Consider the following 24424-nt stretch of genomic DNA (forward strand, 5'->3'; position numbering starts at 1 on the left):
TCCCCGCCGCGCGCCGAGACCATCCGCCAAGGACGACAATCAGGAAGTCCCGCGTCATGTCCCTGAAGTCCCGCCTCGCCGAGGACCGCGTCCTCGTCGCTCCCGGCGTCTACGACGCCCTCACCGCCTCGCTCGCGACCGACGCGGGCTTCGAGGCGCTCTACCTCTCGGGCGCGGCCATCGCCTATACCCGGCTCGGCCGGCCCGACATCGGCCTCGTGTCGATGAGCGAGGTCGCCGAGACCATCGCGCTGGTGCGCGACCGGGTGGCGACGCCCCTCGTGGTCGATGCCGACAACGGCTACGGCAACGCCCTCAACGTCGAGCGCACGGTGCGGCTGTTCGAGCGGGCGGGGGCGAGCGCGATCCAGCTCGAGGACCAGAGCTATCCCAAGCGCTGCGGCCATCTCCAGGACAAGAGCCTGATCGGCGCGGCCGAGATGGTCGGCAAGATCCGGGCGGCGCTCGATTCCCGGCGCAGCGCCGAGACCCTGGTCGTCGCGCGCACCGACGCGGTGGCGGTGGAGGGGTTCGAGCGCGCCGTCGAGCGGGCCCGGGCCTACGCGGAGGCCGGCGCCGACGTGCTGTTCGTCGAGGCGCCGCGCTCGGCCGAGCAGCTCGCCGCGGTCACGGCGGCGCTCGGGCCGGTGCGCCCCCTCGTCGCCAACATGGTCGAGGGCGGCGACACGCCGCTGTCCTCCGCGGCCGATCTCGGGCGCCTCGGCTTCCGGCTGGTGATCTTTCCCGGCGGCATCGTGCGGGCGCTCGCCCGCACCGCGCAGGCCTATTACGGCTCCCTGGCGCGCAGCGGCACCAACGCGCCCTTCGCCGACCGGATGTTCGACTTCGCGCAGCTCAACGCCCTGATCGGCACGCCAGAGATGATCGCCCGCGGCCGCTCCTACGAGGGGCCCGCGGGACCGCAGACCGTCCCCGGCCGGGAGGCCGGCCGATGACCGCGATCGATCCCGTCACCCTGGCGGTCCTGAAGGGCCGCCTGGAGCAGATCGCCGACGAGATGGACGCGACGCTCTACCGCTCGGCCTTCAACCCGATCATCGCCGAGGCCCGCGACGCCTGCCACGGCCTCTACCACGCCGAGACCGGGGACACCCTGGTCCAGGGCACCCGGGGCCTGCCGATCTTCGTCGGCGCCATGGCCTTCGCGGTGCGCGCGGTGATCGCCAAGGTGGCCCGCGAGGGCGGCCTGGAGCCGGGCGACACGTTCCTGTTCAACGACCCCTACGCGGGCGGCACCCACCTCAACGATTTCCGGCTGGTGAGGCCGGTCTTCCGCGAGGGCCGGCTGTTCTGCTGGCTCGCCTCGGTCGGCCATTGGCTCGACATCGGCGGCAACGTCCCGGGCGGCTACAACCCGAAGGCCACCGAGAGCTTCCAGGAAGGCGTGCGCGTCCCGCCCGTCAAGCTGATCGCGGCCGGGCGCCTCAACCAGGACCTCGTCGACCTCCTCGCCGCCAATTCGCGGGTCCCGGTCTCGAACTGGGGCGACCTCAACGGTCAGCTCAACGCCCTCGACCTCGGCGAGCGCCGCTTCGCCGCGCTCCTCGACGCGTACGGCGACGCCACGGTGGCGACGGCCTTCGCGGCCTTCTCGGACCGGGCCGAGGCGCTGATGCGCGCCGCGATCCGGGCGCTGCCGGACGGCACCTTCGCCTTCGCGGACGTCCTCGACAACGACGGCATCGTGGACGCGCCCCTGACCATCGCCCTGGACCTCACGGTGGAGGGCGACCGGATGAGGCTCGACTTCTCGCGCTCCTCGCCTCCCGCGCAGGGGCCGATCAACATCTCCTACGCGACCGCCGTCGCGGCCTGCTACGTGGCGCTCAAGCACGTCTTCACCGACGTGCCGGCCAATGCCGGCTGCCTGCGGCCGATCACCTTCGTGATCCCGGACACCACGCTGCTGGGTGCGGGCGCCCCGAGGCCGATGGCGGGCTACACCGAGACCATCCTGCGGCTGATCGGGGTGGTGTTCGGCGCCCTCGCGCAGGCCGATCCGGCCCGGGCCACCGCGGCGCCCTTCGGCACGATCAACGCCCTCTCGCTCGCCGGGCACCGCCCGGACGGCAGCCGTTGGGTGATGTTCTCGTTCTTCGGGGGCGGGCTGGGCGGCAACCCGGAGACGGACGGGCTCAGCCACGCCAACAACCCGATCTCCACCGCGACGATCCCGCCGGTGGAGATCCTCGAGGCGGCCTACCCGGTCCTGTTCACCCAATGGGCCCTGCGCCCGGACAGCGCCGGGGCAGGGACCCATCGCGGCGGCCTCGGCGCGGTCTACGAGATCGAGGCCCTGACCGACGCCGACGTGTTCCTGATCGGCGAACGCGGCACCGTCCCGCCCTTCGGCGTGGCGGGCGGGCGCCCGGCCGCCCTCAACCGCTTCGCCTGGCAGACGCCGGGGGGCTGGGCGAGCCCGCCGATGATCTCGAAGGTCACCGACGTGCGCATCCGGGCCGGCGAGCGCGTGCGCCTCGAAACGCCCGGCGGCGGCGGCTGGGGCCCGCCCGCGGAGCGCGCCCGCGAGGCCCTGCGCCGCGACCTGCGCCTCGGCTACGTCACGCCGGGAGCCGCCGCCCGCGACTACGGCGTCGAACCCGGAGAGGCCCGATGAGCGATCCCGCCCGCGCCATCGTCGGCGTCGACGTCGGCGGCACCTTCACCGACCTGTTCCACTACGACGAGGCGAACGGCCGCTTCCGCACCGGCAAGGTGCCCTCGCACCGCGGCGACGAGGCGGTCGGCTTCCTCGCCGGCCTCAAGGGCTTCGGGCCGGTGGCGGGCCTCGCCTCGATCGTGCACGGCACCACGGTGGGCACCAACGCGCTCCTGGAGCGGAAGGGCGCCCGCATCGGCCTCATCACCACGGCGGGCTTCCGCGACGTGCTGGAGATGCGCCGGCGCGACCGGCGCCACACCTGGGGCCTGTGGGGCGACTTCGTGCCGGTGGTCGAGCGCGACCTGCGCCTCGAGGTCGATGAGCGCACCCTCGCGGACGGACGCGTGCGCAGGCCGGTGGACCCGAAGGAGGTCGCGGCGGCCGCCCGCCGGCTCCTGGACCTCGGCGCCGAGGCGCTGGCGATCTGCTTCGTCAACGCCTACGCCAACCCGGAGAACGAGCGCGCGGCGCTCGCCGCCGCGGCCGCCGTCTGGCCGAACGGGCACGTCGCCTGCTCGTCGGACATCCTGCCGGAGATCCGGGAATTCGAGCGCACCTCGACCACGGTGCTCAACGCCTACCTTCAGCCGGTGGTCGGGACCTATCTGGGCAAGCTCGACGCGGCGCTCGCCGCCGAGGACTTCGCCGGCCGCTTCCACATCGTCCAGTCGAACGGCGGCGTGATGTCCACCGCCACCGCGCGCCGGCTCCCGGTGCGCACGGCCCTCTCCGGGCCGGCTGCGGGGGTCATCGCGGCGGCGGCGATCGCGCAGGCCGCGGGCTTCCCGAACGTGATCACCGGCGACCTCGGAGGCACCTCGTTCGACGTCTCCCTGGTGGTCGGGGGCGAGACCGCCCTCGCGGCCCAGACGGTGATCGATTTCGGCCTCGTGATCCGCACGCCGATGATCGAGATCAGCACGATCGGGGCCGGCGGGGGCTCGATCGCCCGGGTCGATGCGGGCGGGCTCCTGCAGGTCGGGCCCGAGAGCGCCGGCTCGCGGCCGGGTCCGGTCTGCTACGGCCAGGGCAACGCGCGGCCCACCCTCACCGACGCCAACGTGGTGCTCGGGCGCATCAACGCCGAGCGGCCGATCGGCGGGGCGCTCGCCCGCCTCGACGTGGGGGCCGCCCGCGCCGCCATCGCGGCGCACGTCGCCGAACCCCTCGGCCTCGACGTGATGGCGGCGGCCGAGGCGATCGTGCGGGTGGCGGACGCCAAGATGGCGGGGGCGATCCGCCTCGTCTCGATCGAGCGCGGCTACGACCCGCAGACCTTCGCGGCGGTCCCGTTCGGCGGCGGCGGCGCCCTGCACGTGGGGGCGCTGATCAAGGACGTCGGTCTGAAGGGAGCCCTGGTGCCGCGTTTTCCCGGCGTCACCTCGGCGCTCGGCTGCGTCATCGCCGACATCCGCCACGATCAGGTCCGGACCCTGAACCTCGCCCTCGACGGCCTCGATGCCGCCTCCCTCGACGCCCGCATGGTGGCGGAGGCCGGTGCCGCCCGCGCGGTGGTCGAGGCGGCCGGCCTGACCGTGTCGCGCATCGACACGGTGTTCGCGCTCGACATGCACTATGCCGGCCAGACCCACACGGTGGCGGTGCCGCTGCCCGTCCGGGTGACGGAGGGCACCACGGGGGTGAGCGCGGCGCTGATCCACGCGGCGTTCGAGGACGCCTACCGGACCTCGTTCAGCCGGCTCCTGCCCGGGGTGCCGGCCCGGATCGTCAACCTGCGCACCGCCGCCATCGGCCGGCGGCCGCATTTCGATCTCGCGGCCCTGGCGCCCGGCCCGGACGCCTCGTTCGAGGCCGCCCGCCGCGGCAGCCGGCCGGTGTGGTTCGACGGCGCGTGGCACGAGGCGGCCGTGTTCGCGCGGCTCGACCTGCCGGTCGGGGCGGAGATCCCCGGCCCGGCGATCCTGGAGCAGCCGGACGCCACCACGGTCATCGATCCCGACCTGACCGCGCGGATCGACCGGCTGGGCAACGTCGTGGTCACCCGGACAGGCGAGGCCGCATGAGCGACGCCACGATCCCCCTGGCGCGCACCGCGCTCCTGATCTGCGATCTCCAGAACGACTTCCTGCACCCGGACGGCGCCTACGGCCGGGCCGGGCAGGCGGCGCCCGAGATCGCCGCCCTGCCGGCGCGGCTGAAGCCCCTCGCGGACGCGCTCCGGGCGCGGGGCGGCTTCGTCGTCTCGACCCACTTCACCCTGGTGCCGGGCCGGGGCGGCGAGCCGTTGATCTCCCCCCACCTGCGCGCACTGCGCCCGTTCCTGACGCGGGGCGACTTCCTGCCCGGCGCCTGGGGACACGCCCTGGTGGACGACCTGCAGCCCGCCGACCTCACGGTCGAGAAGGTCGCCTACTCGGCCTTCTACATGACGCGGCTCGAATGGGTCCTGCGCAAGTGCGGCATCGAGCGGCTGATCGTGTCCGGCATCGTCACCAACGGCGGCGTCGCCTCGACGGTGCGTGACGCCCACGTGCGCGACTTCGCGGTGACGCTGCTGTCGGATGGCTGCGCGGCCTTCTCGGCCGAGGTCCACGAGACCGCCGTCGAGGCCCTGCGCCCGGTCTGCCGGGTGGCGACGGTCGCCGAGATCCTGGCTGAGATCATGGCGGAGACCGGCGCATGACCGTCGCCTGCGCCGAGGGCGTCGCCTTCGCCGCTGCCGTGCCGGTCGCGGTGATCGGCGCGGGTGCCGCCGGCCTCGTGGCGGCGCTCGCCGCCCGCGAGGCCGGCGCCGAGGTGCTGGTGCTGGAGCGCGATCCCGTGCCGCGCGGCTCGACCGCGCTCTCGGCCGGCCTGATCCCGGCCCCCTTCACGCGGTGGCAGCGGGCGGCCGGCATCGCCGACAGCCCGGAGGACTTCGCCGCCGACATCATGGCGAAGGCCGGGAGCGAGCCCGACCCCGGTCTGGTCCGCCTCCTGACCCGGACCATCGGCCCGGCCCTCGAATGGCTCGCCGACCGCCACGGCCTCGACCTGTCGGTGATCACCGACTTCCGCTACCCGGGCCACCGCGTCCATCGCATGCACGGCCTGCCGAGCCGCTCCGGCGAGGAATTGGTCGACCGCCTGCGCGCCGCCGTCGAGGCCGCAGACATCCCGATCCTGTGCGGGGCCGCCGTCGACACCCTGTTCGCCGGGCCGGGGACGATCCGGGGGCTCGGCCTCGTGCGCCCCGACGGCACGCGGGACACGCTCGCCTGCGCGGCGCTGGTGCTCGCCTGCAACGGCTACGGCGGCAACAAGGCCCTGGTCGCCCGCCACGTGCCGGAGCTCGCGGGCGCCCTGTATTTCGGCCACGAGGGCAATCGCGGCGACGCGCTGCTCTGGGGCGAGGCGCTCGGCGCGGCGACCCGCCACCTCTCCGGCCACCAGGGCCATGGCTCGGTGGCGCACCCGCACGGCATCCTGATCACCTGGGCGACGGTCACCGAGGGCGGCTTCCAGGTGAATGCCGAGGGCCGCCGCTTCGCGGACGAGAGCCGCGGCTATTCCGAGCAGGCCGCCGAGGTGCTGCGCCAGCCCGGCGGCACCGCCGTGACGGTGTTCGACGCCCGCATCGCCGGCATCGCCGCCCAGTTCGAGGATTTCCGCCGGGCGCAGGACGCGGGCGCGATCGTGGCGGCCGACACCGTTGCGGATCTCGCCGCCCGCCTCCACCTCCCGGAGGACGCGCTGGCCGCCACCCTGGCCGAGGTCGAGGCGCTCAAGGAAGCGGGCGGGCGCGACGCTTTCGGACGCTCCTTCGCGGGCGTGCCGGCGCTCGTTGCGCCCTATCGGGCGGTGCGGGTCACCGGCGCCCTGTTCCACACCCAGGGCGGCCTCGTTGTGGACGACGCGGCCCGGGTGCTCACGGCGGCGGGCGGCGCGATCCCGAACCTGTTCGCCGCCGGGGGCGCGGCCTGCGGCGTGTCGGGGACCGGGCCGGGCGGCTACCTGTCGGGCAACGGGCTCCTGGCGGCGGTGGCGCTCGGCCGCGTCGCCGGGGCGAGCGCCGGCGCGCTCGCTGCCGGCTGACGAGACACCGGGAGGAGGCTCCATGACCCAGACGCCCCGCACCCTGTTCGACAAGGTCTGGGACGCGCACGTGATGGCCGCGCGCCCGGACGGGCAGGCCCTGCTCGCCATCGACCGGCACCTGCTGCACGAGGGCTCGTTCCACGCCTTCGGGATGATCGACCATGCCGGGCGGGCGGTGCGCCGGCCCGACCTGACCTTCGCGATCGCCGACCATTACGTGCCCTCGCGCGGGCGCGACCGCCCGATTCCCGATCCCGAGATCGCCGCCATGGTGTCGGGCCTCGCCGAGAACGCGGCCCGCCACGGCATCCGCCACTTCGGCCTCGACGATCCGGGCCAGGGCATCGTGCACGTGCTCGCCCCCGAGCAGGGCCTGACCCTGCCGGGCCTCACGATCGTGTGCGGGGATTCCCACACCTCGACCCACGGGGCCTTCGGGGCGCTCGGCTTCGGGATCGGGGCGACCGAGGTCGCGCACGTGCTGGCCACCCAGGCGCTCTGGCAGCGCCGGCCCAAGACCCTGCGCGTGACCATCGACGGGACGCTCGGCGTCCACGTCACCGCCAAGGACGTCATCCTGGCCATCATCGGCCGCATCGGGGCGGGCGGCGCGGTCGGGCACGTGCTCGAATACGCCGGCAGCGCGATCCGCGCCCTGTCGATGGAGGGGCGGCTGACCATCTGCAACATGTCGATCGAGGCGGGTGCGCGCGCCGGGATGGTCGCCCCGGACGACACGACCTTCGCGTTCCTCGACGGGCGGCCCTTCGCGCCGAAGGGCGAGACCTTCGCGCGGGCCGTGGCGGCGTGGCGGCGCCTGCCGAGCGATCCCGGCGCGCGCTTCGACCGCGAGGAGAGCCTCGAGGCGGGCGCCATCGCCCCGACCGTCACCTGGGGCACCAGCCCCGAGACGGCGGTGCCGGTGACCGGCACCGTGCCCGATCCGGCGGCCGAGTCCGATCTCGGCCGCGCCGGCCAGATGCGGGCGATGCTCGACTACATGGCGCTCGCGCCCGGGACGCCCCTCGAAGCGGTGACCATCGACCGGGTGTTCATCGGCTCCTGCACCAATGCGCGCATCGAGGACCTGCGCGCCGCGGCCAGCGTGCTGCGCGGCCGGCGCGCGGCGGTGCCGGGCCTCGTGGTGCCCGGCTCCGGCCCCGTGCGCCGGCAGGCGGAGGCCGAAGGGCTCGACGCGGTGTTCCGGGAGGCCGGCCTCGAATGGGGCGAGCCGGGCTGCTCGATGTGCGTCGGCATCAACGGCGACCTCGTGCCGCCGGGCGAGCGATGCGCCTCGACCACCAACCGCAACTTCCCGGGCCGCCAGGGCCCGAACGCGCGCACCCACCTGATGAGCCCGGCCATGGCGGCCGCCGCGGCCCTGACCGGCCGCCTCACCGACGTCCGCCGCCTCGGAGCGCCCTGACGATGCAGCCCTTCACGACCCTCACGGCGGTGGCGATCCCTCTCGGCGTCGCCAACGTCGACACCGACCAGATCCTTCCCGCCCGCTTCCTCAAGAAGCCGCGCAGCGCCGGCTACGGCGCCTTCCTGTTCCACGACGAGCGTCGCCGGGGCGACGCGATGCTCCTCGACGCGCCCGCCTACGCGGGCGCCGGGATCCTGGTCGCGGGTCGCAATTTCGGCTGCGGCTCCAGTCGCGAGGGTGCGGTCTACGCCCTCGTGGACGGCGGCATCCGCTGCGTGATCGCCCCGAGCTTCGGCGACATCTTCGCCTCGAATGCCGCCAAGAACGGCCTCCTCACCGTCGCGCTGCCGGAGGAGGTCGCGGCGGCGCTGAGGGCGCGCCTCGCCGCCGCCCCGGGCGCGACGCTCACGGTCGACCTGCCGGCCGAGCGCATCACCGATCCCGACGGTGCCGTGATCCCCTTCGCGATCGACCCGTTCCGCAAGCGCTGCCTCGTCGAGGGGCTGGACGACATCGACCTGACCCTGGCGCACGCGGCGGCGATCGACGCCTACGACGCGCGGGCAGAGCGCGAGACGCCGTGGCGGATCCCGCCGATGTAGACGGGCGGCGGAGCGGCCGTCGCCGGGCCTGCCCGGTCGCGAGGCCGGGCAGATCGCGGGACGCCGCCGGCGACGGAGCGCCGCGCATCTCGGGCCTGCTCCCGGGCGAAGGCCGCACGCGCGGCCGGCGCGAATGCGGACGCAAGAACCGGGATGCGCTGCGGGCTCCGCCGTGGTCCGCTGCGGTCGGGCGACGGGAGGGCGAAGGATGCGGCGGGGGAGAGCAGTGGGGATCGGCTGCGGCCTCGCGCTGGTGGCGCACGCGCCGCTCGCGGCATCCGGCGTGCCGGAAAGCGGACGCTACGAGGTCGAGGTGAGGCTGGAACTGCCGCATGTCGAGAGCGCGGCGGCCAGGAAGACGGTCCGCGTCTGCCTGGCGGGCGGCCCCGTCGTCGGCGACCATGGCCTGGCGGTGCTGAGCGACAACAACCCGCTCGCCACATGCCCGGCCTCGAACGTCCGGCAGGACGGTGACGAACTCACCTTCGACATCGCCTGCGCCGGCAGGAATGCCGGCTGGGCGACCGCGCGATTCCTGCTGGCGCCGACGGGCTTCCGCGGCCGCATCGCCATGTGGCTGGGCGGCAAGAACATGACCATGGCGGAGGTCCAGGCCGGTCGCCGGATCGGCGACTGCCGCGGCCCCGGTGCCGAGTCAGCGCCTGAGCCGTGACACCGTCGTCCACCCGCCACCGCCCTCCGAAGATGAGCGGCCGCGTCATACCACCGGTCATTTCCAATGACCGGTGGTGCTGCTCTCGAATTTTCGCCAAGCCTTTGGTTCGCAATCGAAAATTCGAGATGGAGCAGCGGCTCGATGCGTCGGCATCCTGAGCCGTTGGGATCAGATGGTCGTGCGCCCGAACCGGCCCGAGCGCTACAGTCCGAGCGTCACCTCGGCCCAGCGCGTGACGGCGTCGCCGCGGAGGAATTCGATCACGGCCTGCTCCTGCCTCGCCGGCTGGTCGACACCCAAGGCCGCCGTGGCAACGATCATGTCGCACCGCTCATGCAAGGCCACCGCGATCGCCGACTTCGCCGCCGCACCGCGGCCTCCGAGGGCGTAGCTGCGGCTGCGCCCCTTCATGGAGCGCACCGCTATGGCCTGCCCCGGACCGAGCGCCGTGCGCTCGGGGGCGATGAGATCGACGTCGCCGACGCGGTCGACGTCGTCATCGTCGATCGTCGTCACGCACCCGCACAACCCGAGCTTTGCCCGGACGGAGACGACAATCTCTGCGCCGCAGGACTCAGCTGGGCAGCGATAGGCCTTGCCTTTTCCCCACGGATCCGCCGGAAACGGCCATGCCGTCTCGGCCCAGGCGGGGGTCGGAGTGGCGTCGGTGGTCTCGGGATGCGCTGTGCGGCTGACGAGCAGGCCGACTGCCCCGAGCGCCCCAGCTGCAGCCAGGACAGCCGCCGCCGTGGTCAGGGTGGTCCTTCTCGCTGGCCTCGGCATGACCGTGCCTAATTCATCGCGACGAACGTGCGTGCGGCTCCGATCTCCGGCCGTTCAGAGGCCGAATTCGCCGCGAGCGCCAGCAGCTTCTCGTAATTCGCCTTCGCAGTTGTTCTATCGCCAAGCATCTCGGCGGCTTTGGCAGCGCCGAAGAAGCCGCGGAAGCGGTTCGGCTCCCTGACCTGACTCGCCTCGAAAGCGGCAAGCGCCTCCCTTGGCATGCCGCGCTCGAGCAGCATCTCGCCGTAGAGTTCCCGCGCCGGTGCGAGCGGCCCAGGCGTGACCACGTGCTTGTTCGTCCTGTCCTCGAGATCCGCCGCGGCGCTCATGGCCTTCAGCGCCTCGTCGTGCCGGCCTTGTGCGTGGAGCACCCAGGCGGCTGCGACCTGTCGCTGGATATCCACGATCTCCGCCCAGTAGACATCCTTCGCGTCGCGCAGGTTGTCGCGCAGCCCGGCGAGCGTCGCGATGTCGGGCGCGGCCGCCTCAGGCTGGCCCGAGCGCGCCGCGCCGAGCGCGCGAGCGAAGTGCGTGATCGCCGTCACGTACGCGAACGGGCTTGGCCGCACGGAGAGTTGCGACGCCGCGGACCACTCGCCGCGCTCGACGGCGTAGCGCGCCGGCGAGGCCGCGAGCGCGTAATGGGCAGCCAGCACGGTCGCCTTGAACTCGGTCTCGTGCATCATGTCTTCCACGACAGCACGCGCCTGATCATCCTGGCCGAGCTGCAGATAGGCATAAACCATGTAATCCTGTGCATGCAGGTAATTGCCGATCGACTTCTCGGCTCGCGCAGCCTTCCAAGAGGCGGTGTTCGAGTCAATCGAGTCTTTCCAGTGACCGACGCGCGTGTAGATGTGAGATGGCATGTGCTGCGCGTGCGGCGCGGCCGGCGCGATCTGCGCGTATCGATGCGCCGCCTCGAGTCCTCTGGCGGCAAGTTCCGGGTAATCGTAGAGGTGGATGAGGTAGTGCGTGACGCCAGGATGCCGAGGCAGGCGCTTTGAGAGCGGATCGAGGATCGAGATGCCTTTCAGCTGCTGGGCGTAGGTCTTGTCGTTGAGGTCGGCCGAGGTGTTGAGCGTGATGGCGTAGGCGATCTGTGCCTCGTCATCATGCATGTATTTTGCTGCCATCTTCTCCTGGGCGTCGCGGAAGAGCCGAATGCGGTGGCCATGGCTGAGCTTATCAAAGTCGGTGTACATCAACGCCAGCGCGTCAATGTAATCGCGTTCGCGCTCAGTCCTCGGATCCAGCGCCTTGGCGCGCTGAATGGCGGCGAGCCCCGGAGCGAGGTTGGGCTGCGGGATCGGGTTGTGAGGGTTGTCCAGGTAGGTCAGGGCGATGCCCCACTCGGCGATGGCGCAAGCGGGATCGGCTTTGAGGGCTTCCTCGAAGACCTCCCTGGCGGCCGAATACCAGTAGGAGTGCTGGTAGCGCATGCCGCGATCGAAGCGACGCTGCGCGACCTCGTTGCAGGACGTCTCGAAGTGAACGCTTCCGAGCTGCTGGTCGACCTCAGCCTGCGCGACGGCCGCCTGGCCGGACGCGAGGGCGATGACAGCAACGCTGGCGGCGGCCGCGAGCAAGAACGTGCGCATCGGATCACCCTCCTGTCGGCTGCGCCGCTGTCGGCTGCGCCGCGACCTCCTCCGGGCGTCCCGGCACTATACGCTCCCGCGACCGCTTCGCAAGCATCCAAGTCCTGTCGGCAAAGTTGCACAAAGTTATAATGTCAACTGTGCAAGTTATTTGAATGAGGAATTGCGCTGAAAAACGTATGTGCTTCAACGCACAGTGCTGCCGGTCCGTATCTGCGACCTCATAGGAAACGCGGAGCAGCGGAAATGAGTGAGCAAGCCCGACTGAGATGGATCTCTGTTGTGTTCGCGCTGCTGTGGACAGCAGCGATGCTGTGGTGGTCTGCCCCGCTCGAGGCGGCGGCGGTCGTGATATGGATCATTGCGGGCGCGGTCGTCGGCTTTCTCTGGCATTGGCTGATGAGCCGATGGCAGAGATGGTACCTCGGTTCAGGACGCGGGTCCTGACATCCGGAGCCCATGAGACGCGGCGAACGCTCCCGGACCTCGTGCTCAGGCGAGGTGGCGGCGAGCCATGGCGATCAGGATCGCCATGCCGATCACCAGATAGATCAGCGCCAGCGTGGGAGAGACGCAGATCCAGAGCCAAACGAACCCGAGCGCGAAGGGAAGCTTTCGCAGGCGCGGGATCGCCGCGAGCGCGAAAGCGGCGACGAAGCCGAAGAACCACCACATCGCGTCCCTCCCAGCATGACCACCGAGGTCGCGAGAGGCAGTCTGGCCCGCTCGAAGGTGAATGCAAGGGGGCACGTCACCGCGACGGCGTGGCGGCGGATGGGTCCACCCGCCAGCAGGTCCGCTAGAGCAGCACCCGATCACGTTGCAATCGGGTGCTGCTCTAGGTCTTTGATTTTGCCGATTTTGTGCGACGAACCGGCATCCACTTCGTCGGAAAATGCTCTGGGCCGTGCGACACTGCGCCTCCGCCGCCCTCGTTCTCACCGTCGCGGTCCGCGTCGGGAGTGCCGACGCAGCCTCCCCGACGCAGTCCGACCGCAGGGCCCTGAAACGGCCTGCACAGGGGATTGCGCCACCTGCCGCGGCAACCTCCCGCCGGACGGCGAGGAGGTGCGCGCCTGCTTCCGTGAGAACATGGCCAAGCGATCACCCCCGTGCCGAGCCGAGATCGGCCGCTACGAGGGGAGCGGCAGGACGGGCTGACGGGCCAGCGACCAGCGCGGGGACGCGGTCGACTTCCTGCTCACCGCCAGCCGCGATCTGCACGCCGCCAAGCGCTTCTTGCCGCGTCCTGCGCAAGATGCTGCAGCCGCAGGCGCTCCTCGGGCCGGACCGGATCGGCACCGATGACGCTGGCCCCGATTCGCCGGCGACCGCCGCAAGTCGCAAGCAGCGGCGCGGCGCACGATCCAGGGCTTCGAAGTCATGCTGCGACCACGCAAGCGCTTCGGGTTCTCAAGAGTGCGGACTCGTCGGAGGTAGAACCCGGTGCTCGCGCCAAGCTAAGCTTTATAGCTGGTCCGCTAGTGTGGCACTCGCTCCTATCGGGATTTGATACACTTATTTGACAAAGATCAATGTCAGCTATGTCATGCGATATTATTTATGCGCATTCTTGGGCTCGGAAATGGAGAGAACTCCATGTCTAGGAAGCGGGATACCTACGGCACATATAGCGCCCAGATGCAATTCACACAACACGCATATCAGAACAGTCTGCCCATACCGCAAACTATTGACACGGCCACGCGCGATCATATTACACTTCAAGTTCGACAGACAAACCAGTTTTTAGGCCTCTACGACTCATTCGGAAACATTATCGAGACAACTGTTTGGGGATACGGCACTGGTCAGACCGTCACTTACCCCGGACCAACTATTCTGGCCTACGAAAACCACCCGGTGACGGTGACATGGCAGAACAAACTGCCAAAAACGGGACACATCCTGCCGGTTGATACCTCGATCAACATTGCGGACTCAAATACTCACCCGCTTTCTTCTGGGTTCGTACCAATCGTCACTCACTTGCACGGGGGGCACAACGATTCAAAGTATGACGGCCTACCAGACCAATGGTTTACACAGAACGGAGGCCGTGGAAGCACCGGACCCCGCGATGTCGGTGCGATGTTCGAGACTTCAACCAGCGTATATCAGAATGATCAACACTCTGCTACTCTGTGGTATCATGACCATGCGCTGGGAATAACCCGCCTTAATGTGTACGCGGGCCTTGCTGGGTTCTACATCCTCCAGGATCAAGAGCGAGCCAACCTGGTGAGCGCCGGAGTCCTGCCGAGTGGGGCAAACGACGTCGGGGTAGCGATCCAGGATAGAGCTTTCACCAGCACCGGGCAGCTCTATTATCCAGCGTACCAGAACGACATACTGCCGGGCCAATTTAATGATGATGGCACACAAATGCGCGTAAAGGATGTTGTTCCGCAAGAGTTCTATGACGCGCATGGTGCAAATGCACCTTCCGTGGTTCCAGAATTCTTCGGAGATACCATTCTTGTCAATGGCATGGCATGGCCTAATCAGGATGTTGCCGCAGGAACACAAGAGCTCCGTCTGCTCAACGGTTCGGACTCCCGATTTTATGTGCTGAAGCTCGATGATCCTAATGTCAAAGTGACCTTGGTCGGCACAGACGGCGGCTTGCTGCCGCATGCTGTGACGATCATGGACGGCGATGGTGTGCAGGAGGACGATGAGTTCCTGGTTTTGGCCCCTGGCGACCGCACCGATCTCGTCTTCGATTTCAGCAACGTCCACCTTGATCCAGGAGAGGCGACCCACGCCGTACATCTCCAGAATGTGGGGCCCGCTTACTCGCCGTTTCAAGGCCTGAACGATGATGGGTCCCTCGCGGGTGACGGACGGGCGGCCACAGCCTCGGATCCGATCGGCAACATCATGCAGTTTACGGTCGATGCGCGCCTGGTGGCCGGCCATGCCACCGTGACGGATGGTACCGTGCTGTCGAGCAACTTCCACGACTTGGCGGTCGATAGCGACCACGACGGCATCGCAGACGGTGCCACGCAGGTCCGCAAAGTCGGATTGTTCGAGCAGGCAGATGAGTACGGCCGGACGATGCCCCTGCTCGGGACGGCTGAAGAAGGTGCCGTGCGCACCAGTCGAACCGAACTACATGCAGGGGAGACTTTTGGCCCGTTGGCCTATGATGCACCTGTGACTGAAACACCAGCTTTGTTCTCAACAGAGGATTGGCAGGTGTTCAATTTCACAGCAGACAGTCATCCAATACATCTCCATTTGGTGCAATATCAAGTAGTCGAAAAGCGCCATATCGATTTTCAAGACGCTAACGATGATGGTGTCCCGGACGACACGAATCATGACGGTGTCATCACTTATGGACACGACTCAGTGCCGGACTACAACTCAGCCGACATCTGGATTGGGGATCCAATGGCGCTGCGGCCTGAAGAAAGCGGCTGGCAGGATACGGTTGAGGTAGACCCGCATCAAATGATGTCGATTGTAGCGACGTTCGACAAGCCAGGAGAATACGTGTGGCACTGCCACATTCTTTCCCACGAAGACAACGAAATGATGCGACCTTTTACCGTGAATGATCCACTGCTCGCGTGATCTTTATCAGCACGCAAATCGAGCAGGGCCGCGATCAGAATGGCGTTCCGGATCCCGGCCTCGATCTTGAGGATGACCCCGGGGCTTGAAGCCTCGAGGCAGCTTAGGGTATTTCCCGCTGAAATGTGCCAGTTCAGCGGGACATGCAGCAAAGTCAGAAACCTAGAGCAGACGTCATGCCTCATCCTGAGCGAAGCCTGCTCTCGTCCTGATCTGCCTGGCGCTTCAGGCTGTGTCCGTGGCGGAACGAGGTGTCAAGAAGACGACCGATCCTATGACCTGGCCGCCCTCGCGGCCGGCGGCGTGCCAAGCTGAGAGCGCGGCCGGGGAACGCGCGCGGGAGCGCGGGGCGCACGGCTTCCAGGCTCCGCCGCCGGGACGGCCGGCGCGCGTCCCGCATCCTCCCCGACGGCGCGTGCCCGGGATCGAACGTCACGGCGCGCCGAGCCGGGTCGCCCACGCGCCGCGGACGCTACCTGCCGCTCGGCGCGGCCGTGCTCCCGGTGGCGGCATTGCCGCGGCTGTAACCCGCCGGTGCACCGCGGGTGACGTTGTTGAAGTGCCCTCCGCCGCGCATCATGCCCCTGCGGTGGTGGCGGTGGTGCCGCACGTGATGGTGGTGACGGCGCACGCGCGCTTCGCTGACGATGCCGTTGGGCGCCGCGAGCGCCTGGTCGGGGCTGACCGGCAGGGCAGCGGCGGGCTCGGAAAGGGTCGCCGCGCCGATCCCGGCGAGGAAAGCGGCTGTGATGATGGCAATCCGCACGCGATCGAACTCCTCTGTCCGTCCCTGATGACGGCACGTCCCGGCCGAGAGGTCGGAACACGTGCGGGCTAACGCGAGGTGGCGACTTTGGATCCGGTCACGCACCCGGCCGCGGTCCGGGAGCGGCGGGCGCTCCGCCGGCGCCTCCGGCCGGTCGCGCGGCGATCGTCCGGCCGCCTCTGCCGGGCAGGGGCCTTCCGGGCAGGACGGGCGCGTGATCGCCGACCCGGCCGGGCCCTCCCAAGGCGGCGGATCCGCTGCCCGCGCCGGGTCAGGTCACGACGGACCACGCGGCCTCGGCCGCGCGAGACCCGTTTTCGGCGAACGGCCCCCACCACCGACAAGAGTTGCGCAGTGTTCCGAGGTGAGATGAGCGCGATCCTGCGGCGCCTCTCCAGCAGACACCGCATGGAACCGATATCTAAGGTTTTCGTTGGATCAGCGAAACGGATGTGGCAGGTAATCTATGCTTGCGCTTGTTGCAGCGGCTGTCGTCGGCGGTCCCCTCACCGCGGCTTTGTTCTGGCACGAGGGGGTGTTGACGGCGATCATGGCTGCGCCTGTCGGGGGGAGCCTGTGTGCCGCGGCGGCAGCCGCCTATCTCGGTCTGCGGTCCGGGGCGGCGGCGGGACGCCGCCGCGCCGCGCGGGCCGTGTCCGCCCGCTTCGGGTCGGAATGGCACGCGACGGCGCATTGAGCCGCGATCCGGCCTTGACGACGATGCCGCCGGGACCGCCATCATGCCGCTCTATGACCACGACGAGCCCGCCACGGCCTTCGGCACCGTCGGGTGGCAGATTCCGTTCCGCACCTCCGCGGGCGACCTCGTTCTGGTCAATGTCACGTCCGGCGCGGTCCAGGACGCCGGATTCGGCGACAGGCCGGACGACTTCCTCCCGCTCTATCGTCCCGCAATCCAGTTCCTCGCGGGCCTCAAGTACGATGAGGACCACAAGCTCCGCGAGATCACGATCGGGACGGATGATCTGAACACGTGACGGCGGGCACGCCGCCGGCGGCGTGCCGGTGACCGTTCGCGCGTCCGGCGCGGGCGGCCCTTCCGCGTCGGGGCACGCCCGGCGCCCGGGAACCGCGAGCAGGCCGCGCGGCGTCCGGAGGCGGGCCCGGCCGTCCGCGCCGGGCCGCCGACGCGCCCGGCCGAAGGCCGCGGTCCCGCGCCCGGCCTCCCGTCGAGATCTCACGATTCGGACCTGCCCGGAGCTCTGAGCCAGCAATCCGCCAGGATTCTCGCCGCATCGGGTGCTGGATAGCTTCCCGGTGCGGACGATGCACTGTGGCGCCCGTTGTGCGACTACGCACATCGCGGTGTCGGACCCGGCGCGATGGTTTCTCTCGACGTCGGCGGACTGGGGCAATTCGGATCTGCAACAGGTAACCATTTTGAAATAGGCGGCGGGACAGATGGCGCGCGCCCTAATGGAAGCCCGGTTCCCAAGGCCGTCAAGATGATGAGTGCCCTTATGTGCAGGGAGCTTGCAGGAGCGCTTGTTCGGCAAGAAAGAGTCTGACGTGGTGACTCTGTGCGCAGATGCAGGGATTCGTGGAAAAGACGTAATTGCGGCGGGCCAGATTGTGCAAAGAAATATGTTCTTGAGCATTATTGATCTAATGCGGATCTTGGCTTGACTTTTACACCGATTTGCGTAAAAATACAACCTGGCTGACAGTGGAGGCCACGATGAATAAGAAGTTGCAGTTCAATTCTAATAATTCAGATAGCGATATTATGAATGACATGTCCAACAGCATGTCTTGGGCGATTTATTCTTCAAGGTTAAATCCGTCAGATGTAGATGATCGTGACAATATTGTCGGCTCGGTTATAAATATTTCTGACAGTGGTTTGTCTGCGTTGGACGATTTTATCTTGAGTGATGCCGACGCAGCTGCTCCAGCTGCCAGTGGGCATGATCATGATGACATCAAGATTAATGGGGATGACATTGGAATTGCGACGTTCTTTGGGGAAACCGTGATCCAGGCGGACGGCGCCGATGATGGAATGCCGCGGACGATCCCGGTCGCTTTCGACGACGTGGCGGCCCTCCTCACGGCGAGCACGCCTCCCGATCATGGCGGGACCTCCGCGCCAGCCCTGCTCCCGACCGGGCCGATCGCCGAGGCGCCGGCATGGGTCGGGGGCGCGGCCGGGCCGGGTTCGTCGGGCGGTTCGCGCGATCCGGTGATCGCGGCTCTCCTCGACCCGACGGGGACCGGCCTCAAGGACGGCGCCGCCGCCTACGACCCGATCTTCGCGAACGCCTACGACGGCGAGGTCAGCTTCATCTCCGGCGTCGACGCGACCAAGAAGGTCGTGGGCACGAGCTTCTGGACCTGGAACAGCAACAACCCGGCGACCTACGCCACCACGTCGAAGGCCCACAAGTTCGGCTCGACGGCGATCGGCAGCGCCGGCGGCACCGTGACCTACTGGTTCGACACCAACTCGAACTGGACCACGACGGAGCGGAACGCCCTGATCTCCGGCATGGGCCTGTGGTCGGCCGTCGCCAACATCCAGTTCGCGCAGGCCGCCAGCGCCGCGACCGCGAGCTTCACCTTCATCCGCGGCAGCGACGGCAGCGCCTACGAGAACAACGGCATCGTCGCCTCGGCGATCGGCAGCACGACGATCAACAACCCGACCGGCGCCATCATCTCGATCGACACCAGCGTGGCCGGCTTCGGCCCGATCGGCGGCTCGTTCGACACCTACGGCGGCTACCCCTACCAGACCCTCGTCCACGAACTCGGACACCTGATCGGCCTCGGCCACGGCGGCGCCTACAACGGTAACGTCAACTCGGCCACCCAGCAGTTCAGCGCCTACGACACCCGGCTCTGGACGCTGATGTCCTACATCGATCCGTTCGACACGTCGGCCAAGTACTATAACCAGTATCCCGTCACGGGAACGTCCTGGGGCACCAGCCCGACCAATGGGCTCTACTATTATCGCGAGCCGACGACGCCGATGTTCCTCGACATCCTGGCGGCCCAGCAGATCTACGGGGCGCCGACGACGAGCACGCTCAACAACGTCACCTTCGGCTTCAACAGCACCGTGCCGGGGCTCATCAACCAGTACTTCAACTTCACCGTCAACCAGCATCCCGTCGTCACCCTGTTCGCGACGGGAGCGAGCAACACTCTCGACCTCTCCGGCTGGTCGAACGGCGCCACCATCAGCCTCACCCCCGGCACCTTCACCAGTGCCAACGGCATGATCAACAACATCGGCATCGGGCCGAGCACCATCCTCACCAAGGCGATCGGCACGACCGGCAGCGACACCTTCCTGCCGAACCCGAGCTACGTCACCACCATGACGGGCAACGGCGGGAACGACACCTTCAAGTCGACGATGTTCGGCCTGTCGCTGGACACGATCACCGACTTCGCCCAGGGCGACAAGATCATCCTCACCGACGGCGCGTCGTCCACCTTCACCTACCGCCACACCGGCACCGTCCTGGCCTACGGCAACGGGGCCACCTCCTACAGCATGAACCTGACGGCCCCCCTGGCCGGGCGCCTCGTCAAGTCCGCCGACCCCTCCGCCGGCGTCGACCTCACCGTCACCCGCATCGACCAGGACGACCTCAACAACGACGGGCTCAGCAACATCGTCTGGCGCAGCTCCGCCGGGCAGCTCGTGTCCTGGGACGTCTCCGGCGCCCAGATCACCGCCTCCCAGGCCCTCACCTCCAACGGCACCCCCGTCGCACCCGACGCCTCCTGGACCCTGGCCGGCACCGCCGACGATTTCGGCACCGGGCGCGCCAGCCTGATCTGGCGCAGCAATGCCGGCGGCCTCGTCAACTGGACCATGAACGGCGCCCAGGTCCAGGCCAGCAGCCCCTTCACCTTCCAGGGCGTCGCGGTCGCCCCCGACGCTTCGTGGTCGATCGCCGGCTTCGGCGACTTCAACGACGACGGCAAGACCGACATGCTCTGGAGGAACAGCGCCGGCTTCCTCACCGAGTGGCAGCTCAACGGCACGCAGATCACCGCCAGCCAGACCATCACCTCGCAGGGCACGGCCGTTCAGCTCGACCCGTATTGGACGGTGGCGGGGATCGGGAACTTCGACGGCGATCCCTACTCGGACCTGCTGATGCGCAACACCTCGACCGGGCAGCTGGTCGAGTGGCTGATGAACGGCTCGCAGATCGTGTCGAGCAGCGCGCTGACCTACCAGGGCACCGCGATCGCGCCCGACCTGTCGTGGTCCGTGGCGGGGGTGGGCGACTTCGACGGGGACCACGAGGCGGACATCCTGTGGCGGGGCAGCGACAGCACGCTGGCGCTGTGGAAGATGGACGGGTCGCAGGTGGGGTCGAGCAGCGCGCTGACCTACCAGGGCGGCGCGATCCGGCCGGACGCGTCGTGGAGCATCCAGCAGGTCGGGGACTACAACGGCGACGGGAAGTCGGATCTCCTGTGGCGGTCGACGGGGAACACGCTGTCCGAGTGGATCATGAACGGCAGCCAGATCGCCTCGACGGGCCTGCTGACGTCGAACGGCACGCCGGTGCAGCCGGACGGCGGCTGGTCGATCCAGAGCGACCCGCACAACTTCGTCTGAGGTCATCGGCGAACCTGGCCGGCGCAGATCGGCCGCAGGAGCCGCGCCCGGGTCCGGCCCGGGCGCGGAACCGCTCCGAGGGGACGACGTTGCCCCAACCCGCATCAGGAGCGCCGCATGGGAAACGCCAAGGTTTTGGCACTGCCGCTGGTTGGGATCCTGGCCCTCGGCGGGTGCTACGACGAGAAGAAGGAGAGGGCCGAGACGGGGGCGGCGGGCACGACCGCGACGAACACCGCCACAACCCTCTCGAAGAAGGAGACCGGGGCGGACCCGGTCACCGGCCCGTCGACGGCGAGCCCCGCCGAACAGAAGGCCCGGGACGCGACCACGACCGGCTCGACCACGGCCGCGACGCCCCCGGCCCCCACCACCTCCGCGGCGCCGGTCGCCGGCCGCGCGGCGGATCAGGGCGTGGCCCCGGCGGACGGCAAGAAGCACTGAGCGCCGCTCGCCGAACCGGCGAACGGGCCCGTCGCGCGGCCCCACGGGCGGGCCGCGCCGTCCCGGCGGGCCGCCGCAGCGCGGTCACGGTCGCCGGGACGGCCGGGCGCTCAGGAGCGACGGGCCGGCGGGACGCGCGCGCCCGCCTCGCGCCCCGGTGCCGCGCCGCGCTTTCGGCCGACCGTCCCGAGGGAGAGCCCGCGCTCGGATTGCGACCAAGCCCGGCGCCGCGGCGGTCCCGAGGAGCCTGAGGGAGGTCCGACGCTCATCTCGTGCAGGATGGCGCCGACGACGAACGCGGCCGTCTCCCGCGAGATCGGGTGCGCCGTCATCGCCTTCGAGATCAGCCGCTCGGTCCGCTGCGGCGCCTCCGCGGACGGGTCCGGCCCGGCCGAAGCCCGACTCGGCTCCGAGGCGAGCGAGATGTTCTGGAGGGCGACAGAGCTCGTGACCGACCTGTAGTTGATCCAGAGCACGTAGACGGCGACATGGCCGCCTTCGAGGTACATTCGAGAGGTGTTTCCGTCCTTGTCGAAGAATTTCCAGGACGCGATCAGGCCGCGTCGCGCCCGATAATGCGGTCCATCGAGGCCGGGCTGCGACAGAAAGAGGTCCGAGTACACTACCGGCGCCGAGACCGCGAGATCGGACATCTGCATCGGCGGGCGCATCGCAGGTTTCCCTTCGGGCCGAACCCTATCGGGAAAGTGCCATCAGACTCTTAAAGGCGCGGCGCGGTGCGGGCAGGCCCGCATCCCGGCTTCGCGCCGGTCTCGAGAAGCTTTGGGCCGGGACGCTCCCCAGGGCTCCGGCCGCGGCCGAACGCGCGGCCCGGCCGCGGCCGGGGGAGGGGCCGGCATCGTCTCGGCGCGAGGGGGCGCCCCCTTCCGGCGCCTCGACAACCGGCGGAAGCGTCCCGCGCGCGGCAACGATCGCCCCACCTGCGCGGTTGTCCCCGGCCCGCCGCGCCGGCGTTGCGACGGAGGGAGCCTCCCGGCCGGGGCCGGACGACGGGCCCGGGGAACGGGAGGGTGTGACCGAGAGACGTCGCGCGCCTACAATGAAGCAACACGACATCGGAGGATACGCCATGGTCGACCGAGTCACCGGCACGGGGGCGCCGCCGGCCCCCGATCACGCGCGCAGCACCTCGCCCCTGCACAGCCCCGACCAAATGCTCGGCCTGTGGGCGGGATGGATGGAGCAGGTCTCGGCGGCGCCGCAGGCGGTCCAGGCGCAGGCCTGGGCGGCGCCGTTCCCGTCCGTCCTCCTGTCGGAGGGCGAACTCGCCCAGCGCCTCGCCCAGGACCCGCTGCTGCGCTCGATCGATCAGATCTGGAACGCCAACCCGCTGCGCGACGTGGTGCCGATCGACTGGGGCGGCATCGCCTGGGCCCTGCGCACGGTCTGGCTGCGCGCCATGAACAAGCCCGAGGCCGCCGCGTCGCTGATGGATCTCGGCCAGGGCGTGTGGCAGTCGCTCCTGACCAGCTGGGAAGAGGCCGGGCGGACCTGGCTCGGCCTGTTCGGCCTCGCTCCGGAGCAGAGCCGGCCGGGCGGGCGGACCGACAAACGGTTCTCCGCCCCGGAATGGCGGATGAACCCGGCCTACCTCGCGCTCAAGGAACTCTACCTCCTCGCCTCCGACTGGCTCCTGGAGCGGGGCGACATCGACGACCTCGATCCGGCCGAGCGGCACCGCCTGACCTTCCACCTGCGCCAGTTCGTCGACGCGATGAGCCCGGCGCTGGTGCTGATGTCGAACCCCGTCGCCCTGCGCAAGGCCCTGGAAACCGGAGGCGCGAGCCTCGTCGACGGGGCCCGCCACCTCGCGGAGGACATCGCGGCCGGGCGCCTCAGCATGGTCGACGCCGACGCCTTCGCCCCGGGCCGCAACCTCGCCCTCACGCCCGGCAAGGTCGTCCACCGCAACGCGCTCATGGAACTGATCCAGTACGCGCCGGCCACCGAGCAGGTCCGCGAGATCCCGCTCCTCATCGTGCCGCCCTGGATCAACAAATACTACATCCTCGACATGCAGCCGAAGAACAGCATGGTGCGGTACCTGGTGTCCCAGGGCTTCACGGTGTTCCTGATCTCCTGGCGCAACCCCGACGCGTCGATGGATGCGATCGGGATCGAGGACTACATCGATCTGGGGCCGATGGCGGCGAGCGAGGTGATCCGCGAGATCACCGGCAGCGAGCGCGTGAACGCGATGGGCTACTGCATCGGCGGGGTGCTGCTCACGCTCACCCTGGCAATCCTCGCCGCCAAGGGCGATCAGCGCTTCGCCTCGGCGAGCTTCATGGTCTCGCCCCAGGATTTCTCGCGGATCGGCGACACCGCGGTCTTCATGGACGAGCCGACCATCGACCTCGTCGAGCAGCAGATGATGGAGCGCGGCTACCTCGACAGCCGCGCCATGAGCAACATGTTCAACCTGCTGCGCTCGAACGATCTGATCTGGTCGAACGTCGTCAACAACTATCTTCTCGGTAACAGGCCGCCGGCTTTCGACCTGCTCTACTGGAACAGCGACAGCACTCGGATGACGCGTGCGGCGCACAGCTGGTACCTGCGCAACACCTACGTCGAGAACAACCTGATCGTGCCGGGCAAGATCCAGCTCAAGGGCGAGGCCGTCGACCTCGGGCGGATCCGGCAGGACACCTACGCGGTGGGCTGCGAGCGCGACCACATCGTGCCCTGGGACTCGGCCTGGCGCATCACCCAGCTGTTCGGCGGGGCCGTGCGCTACGTTCTGGCGTCGAGCGGCCACGTGGCCGGCATCATCAACCCGCCGGGCGGCAAGGGCCAGTACCGGACGGGGCCGGCAGGGCAGCCCGCCGCCTCCCCGGAGGCGTGGCTGAAGGCGGCCGAGGCGCATGCCGGGAGCTGGTGGCCGGACTGGTCGGCGTGGCTGGCGGAGCGCTCCGGCGCCCTGGCGGCGCCCCCGCAGCTCGGGAGCGCGCAGAACCCACCCCTGCACGACGCACCGGGCACCTACGTGCTGCAGACCTGAGCGCCGGGGCGGCGGGCGGCCGAGGGCGCCTCGGCCCGCCCGTCAGGCGTCGAGGGCGTGGAAGAGGGAGAAGCCGGCCGCGCGGCTCGCCGGTCCCGCGCCGGCGCCACCGCGCCCTGCCCCACCGCGCCCTGCCGCGGGGCCCGGGCCAACGTGCGCCCGCCCGAACGGTTCACGGCACCT

18 protein-coding genes and 1 pseudogene are annotated in these 24424 nt (G+C 69.4%); 14 read left to right on the forward strand and 5 right to left on the reverse strand.

The annotated features are described in order from the left end of the window. Positions 1-56: 56 nt before the first annotated feature. From M446_RS09130 to M446_RS09165, 8 genes are all read left to right on the forward strand, one after another. Entirely contained in the window at positions 57-956 is a 900-nt protein-coding gene (locus tag M446_RS09130; protein ID WP_012331811.1) for an isocitrate lyase/PEP mutase family protein, read from the forward strand. Then, the gene (locus M446_RS09135) at positions 953-2638 is read left to right on the forward strand and encodes a hydantoinase B/oxoprolinase family protein (protein ID WP_012331812.1); all 1686 of its coding nucleotides are present in this window, start codon (positions 953-955) and stop codon (positions 2636-2638) included. Before M446_RS09130 ends, M446_RS09135 begins: the two co-directional genes overlap by 4 nt. Beyond that, positions 2635-4707, forward strand: a complete 2073-nt coding sequence (locus tag M446_RS09140; protein ID WP_012331813.1) for a hydantoinase/oxoprolinase family protein — start codon at positions 2635-2637, stop codon at positions 4705-4707. Before M446_RS09135 ends, M446_RS09140 begins: the two co-directional genes overlap by 4 nt. Further along, positions 4704-5327 carry a cysteine hydrolase family protein gene (locus M446_RS09145; RefSeq protein WP_012331814.1) on the forward strand — a complete coding sequence of 208 codons (624 nt, stop codon included), beginning with the start codon at positions 4704-4706 and terminating at the stop codon, positions 5325-5327. The genes M446_RS09140 and M446_RS09145 overlap by 4 nt, the downstream gene beginning before the upstream one ends. Beyond that, positions 5324-6718, forward strand: coding sequence for an FAD-dependent oxidoreductase (locus M446_RS09150; RefSeq protein WP_012331815.1), 1395 nt, complete (start codon positions 5324-5326; stop codon positions 6716-6718). Before M446_RS09145 ends, M446_RS09150 begins: the two co-directional genes overlap by 4 nt. 22 nt (positions 6719-6740) lie before the next feature. After that, positions 6741-8147 carry a 3-isopropylmalate dehydratase large subunit gene (leuC, locus tag M446_RS09155; protein ID WP_012331816.1) on the forward strand — a complete coding sequence of 469 codons (1407 nt, stop codon included), beginning with the start codon at positions 6741-6743 and terminating at the stop codon, positions 8145-8147. 2 nt (positions 8148-8149) lie between these two features. Continuing rightward, positions 8150-8752: a 3-isopropylmalate dehydratase small subunit gene (gene leuD / locus M446_RS09160; protein WP_012331817.1), complete on the forward strand. Its 603-nt coding sequence runs from the start codon at positions 8150-8152 to the stop codon at positions 8750-8752. Between the two features lie 226 nt (positions 8753-8978). Beyond that, complete coding sequence (locus M446_RS09165; protein ID WP_012331818.1) at positions 8979-9425, forward strand: DUF3617 domain-containing protein; 447 nt, start codon at positions 8979-8981, stop codon at positions 9423-9425. Positions 9426-9629: 204 nt separating this feature from the next. Here the strand turns inward: M446_RS09165 and M446_RS38840 are convergent, their stop codons facing one another. The 3 genes from M446_RS38840 to M446_RS09185 form a co-directional block, all read right to left on the reverse strand. Beyond that, entirely contained in the window at positions 9630-9944 is a 315-nt protein-coding gene (locus M446_RS38840) for a hypothetical protein (protein WP_265576576.1), read from the reverse strand. A 275-nt stretch (positions 9945-10219) separates the two neighbouring features. Next, complete coding sequence (locus tag M446_RS09175) at positions 10220-11812, reverse strand: hypothetical protein (RefSeq protein ID WP_012331819.1); 1593 nt, start codon at positions 11810-11812, stop codon at positions 10220-10222. 492 nt (positions 11813-12304) lie between these two features. After that, positions 12305-12487: a hypothetical protein gene (locus M446_RS09185; protein ID WP_012331821.1), complete on the reverse strand. Its 183-nt coding sequence runs from the start codon at positions 12485-12487 to the stop codon at positions 12305-12307. A 486-nt stretch (positions 12488-12973) separates the two neighbouring features. Here M446_RS09185 and M446_RS36510 point away from each other — a divergent pair. Both M446_RS36510 and M446_RS35110 read left to right on the forward strand, forming a co-directional pair. After that, positions 12974-13160, forward strand: a pseudogene (locus M446_RS36510) (DDE-type integrase/transposase/recombinase); the annotation flags it as partial. A 251-nt stretch (positions 13161-13411) separates the two neighbouring features. After that, positions 13412-15397, forward strand: coding sequence for a multicopper oxidase family protein (locus M446_RS35110; protein WP_012331822.1), 1986 nt, complete (start codon positions 13412-13414; stop codon positions 15395-15397). 472 nt (positions 15398-15869) lie between these two features. Here M446_RS35110 and M446_RS09195 read toward each other — a convergent pair whose 3' ends face one another. Continuing rightward, the gene (locus M446_RS09195; RefSeq protein WP_012331823.1) at positions 15870-16163 is read right to left on the reverse strand and encodes a hypothetical protein; all 294 of its coding nucleotides are present in this window, start codon (positions 16161-16163) and stop codon (positions 15870-15872) included. 740 nt (positions 16164-16903) lie between these two features. Between M446_RS09195 and M446_RS09205 the strand changes: the two genes are divergently transcribed. From M446_RS09205 to M446_RS09215, 3 genes are all read left to right on the forward strand, one after another. Then, entirely contained in the window at positions 16904-17161 is a 258-nt protein-coding gene (locus tag M446_RS09205; RefSeq protein ID WP_012331825.1) for a hypothetical protein, read from the forward strand. Between the two features lie 1025 nt (positions 17162-18186). Then, positions 18187-20772, forward strand: coding sequence for a M10 family metallopeptidase C-terminal domain-containing protein (locus M446_RS09210; protein WP_012331826.1), 2586 nt, complete (start codon positions 18187-18189; stop codon positions 20770-20772). Between the two features lie 117 nt (positions 20773-20889). Beyond that, entirely contained in the window at positions 20890-21216 is a 327-nt protein-coding gene (locus M446_RS09215) for a hypothetical protein (RefSeq protein ID WP_012331827.1), read from the forward strand. Between the two features lie 110 nt (positions 21217-21326). Here M446_RS09215 and M446_RS09220 read toward each other — a convergent pair whose 3' ends face one another. Continuing rightward, positions 21327-21875, reverse strand: a complete 549-nt coding sequence (locus tag M446_RS09220; RefSeq protein WP_236728740.1) for a hypothetical protein — start codon at positions 21873-21875, stop codon at positions 21327-21329. 431 nt (positions 21876-22306) lie between these two features. Here M446_RS09220 and M446_RS09225 point away from each other — a divergent pair, with 431 nt between their 5' ends. Then, positions 22307-24241, forward strand: a complete 1935-nt coding sequence (locus M446_RS09225; protein WP_012331829.1) for a PHA/PHB synthase family protein — start codon at positions 22307-22309, stop codon at positions 24239-24241. Positions 24242-24424 lie beyond the last annotated feature (183 nt).

The organism is Methylobacterium sp. 4-46, from assembly GCF_000019365.1.
Classification (GTDB): domain Bacteria; phylum Pseudomonadota; class Alphaproteobacteria; order Rhizobiales; family Beijerinckiaceae; genus Methylobacterium.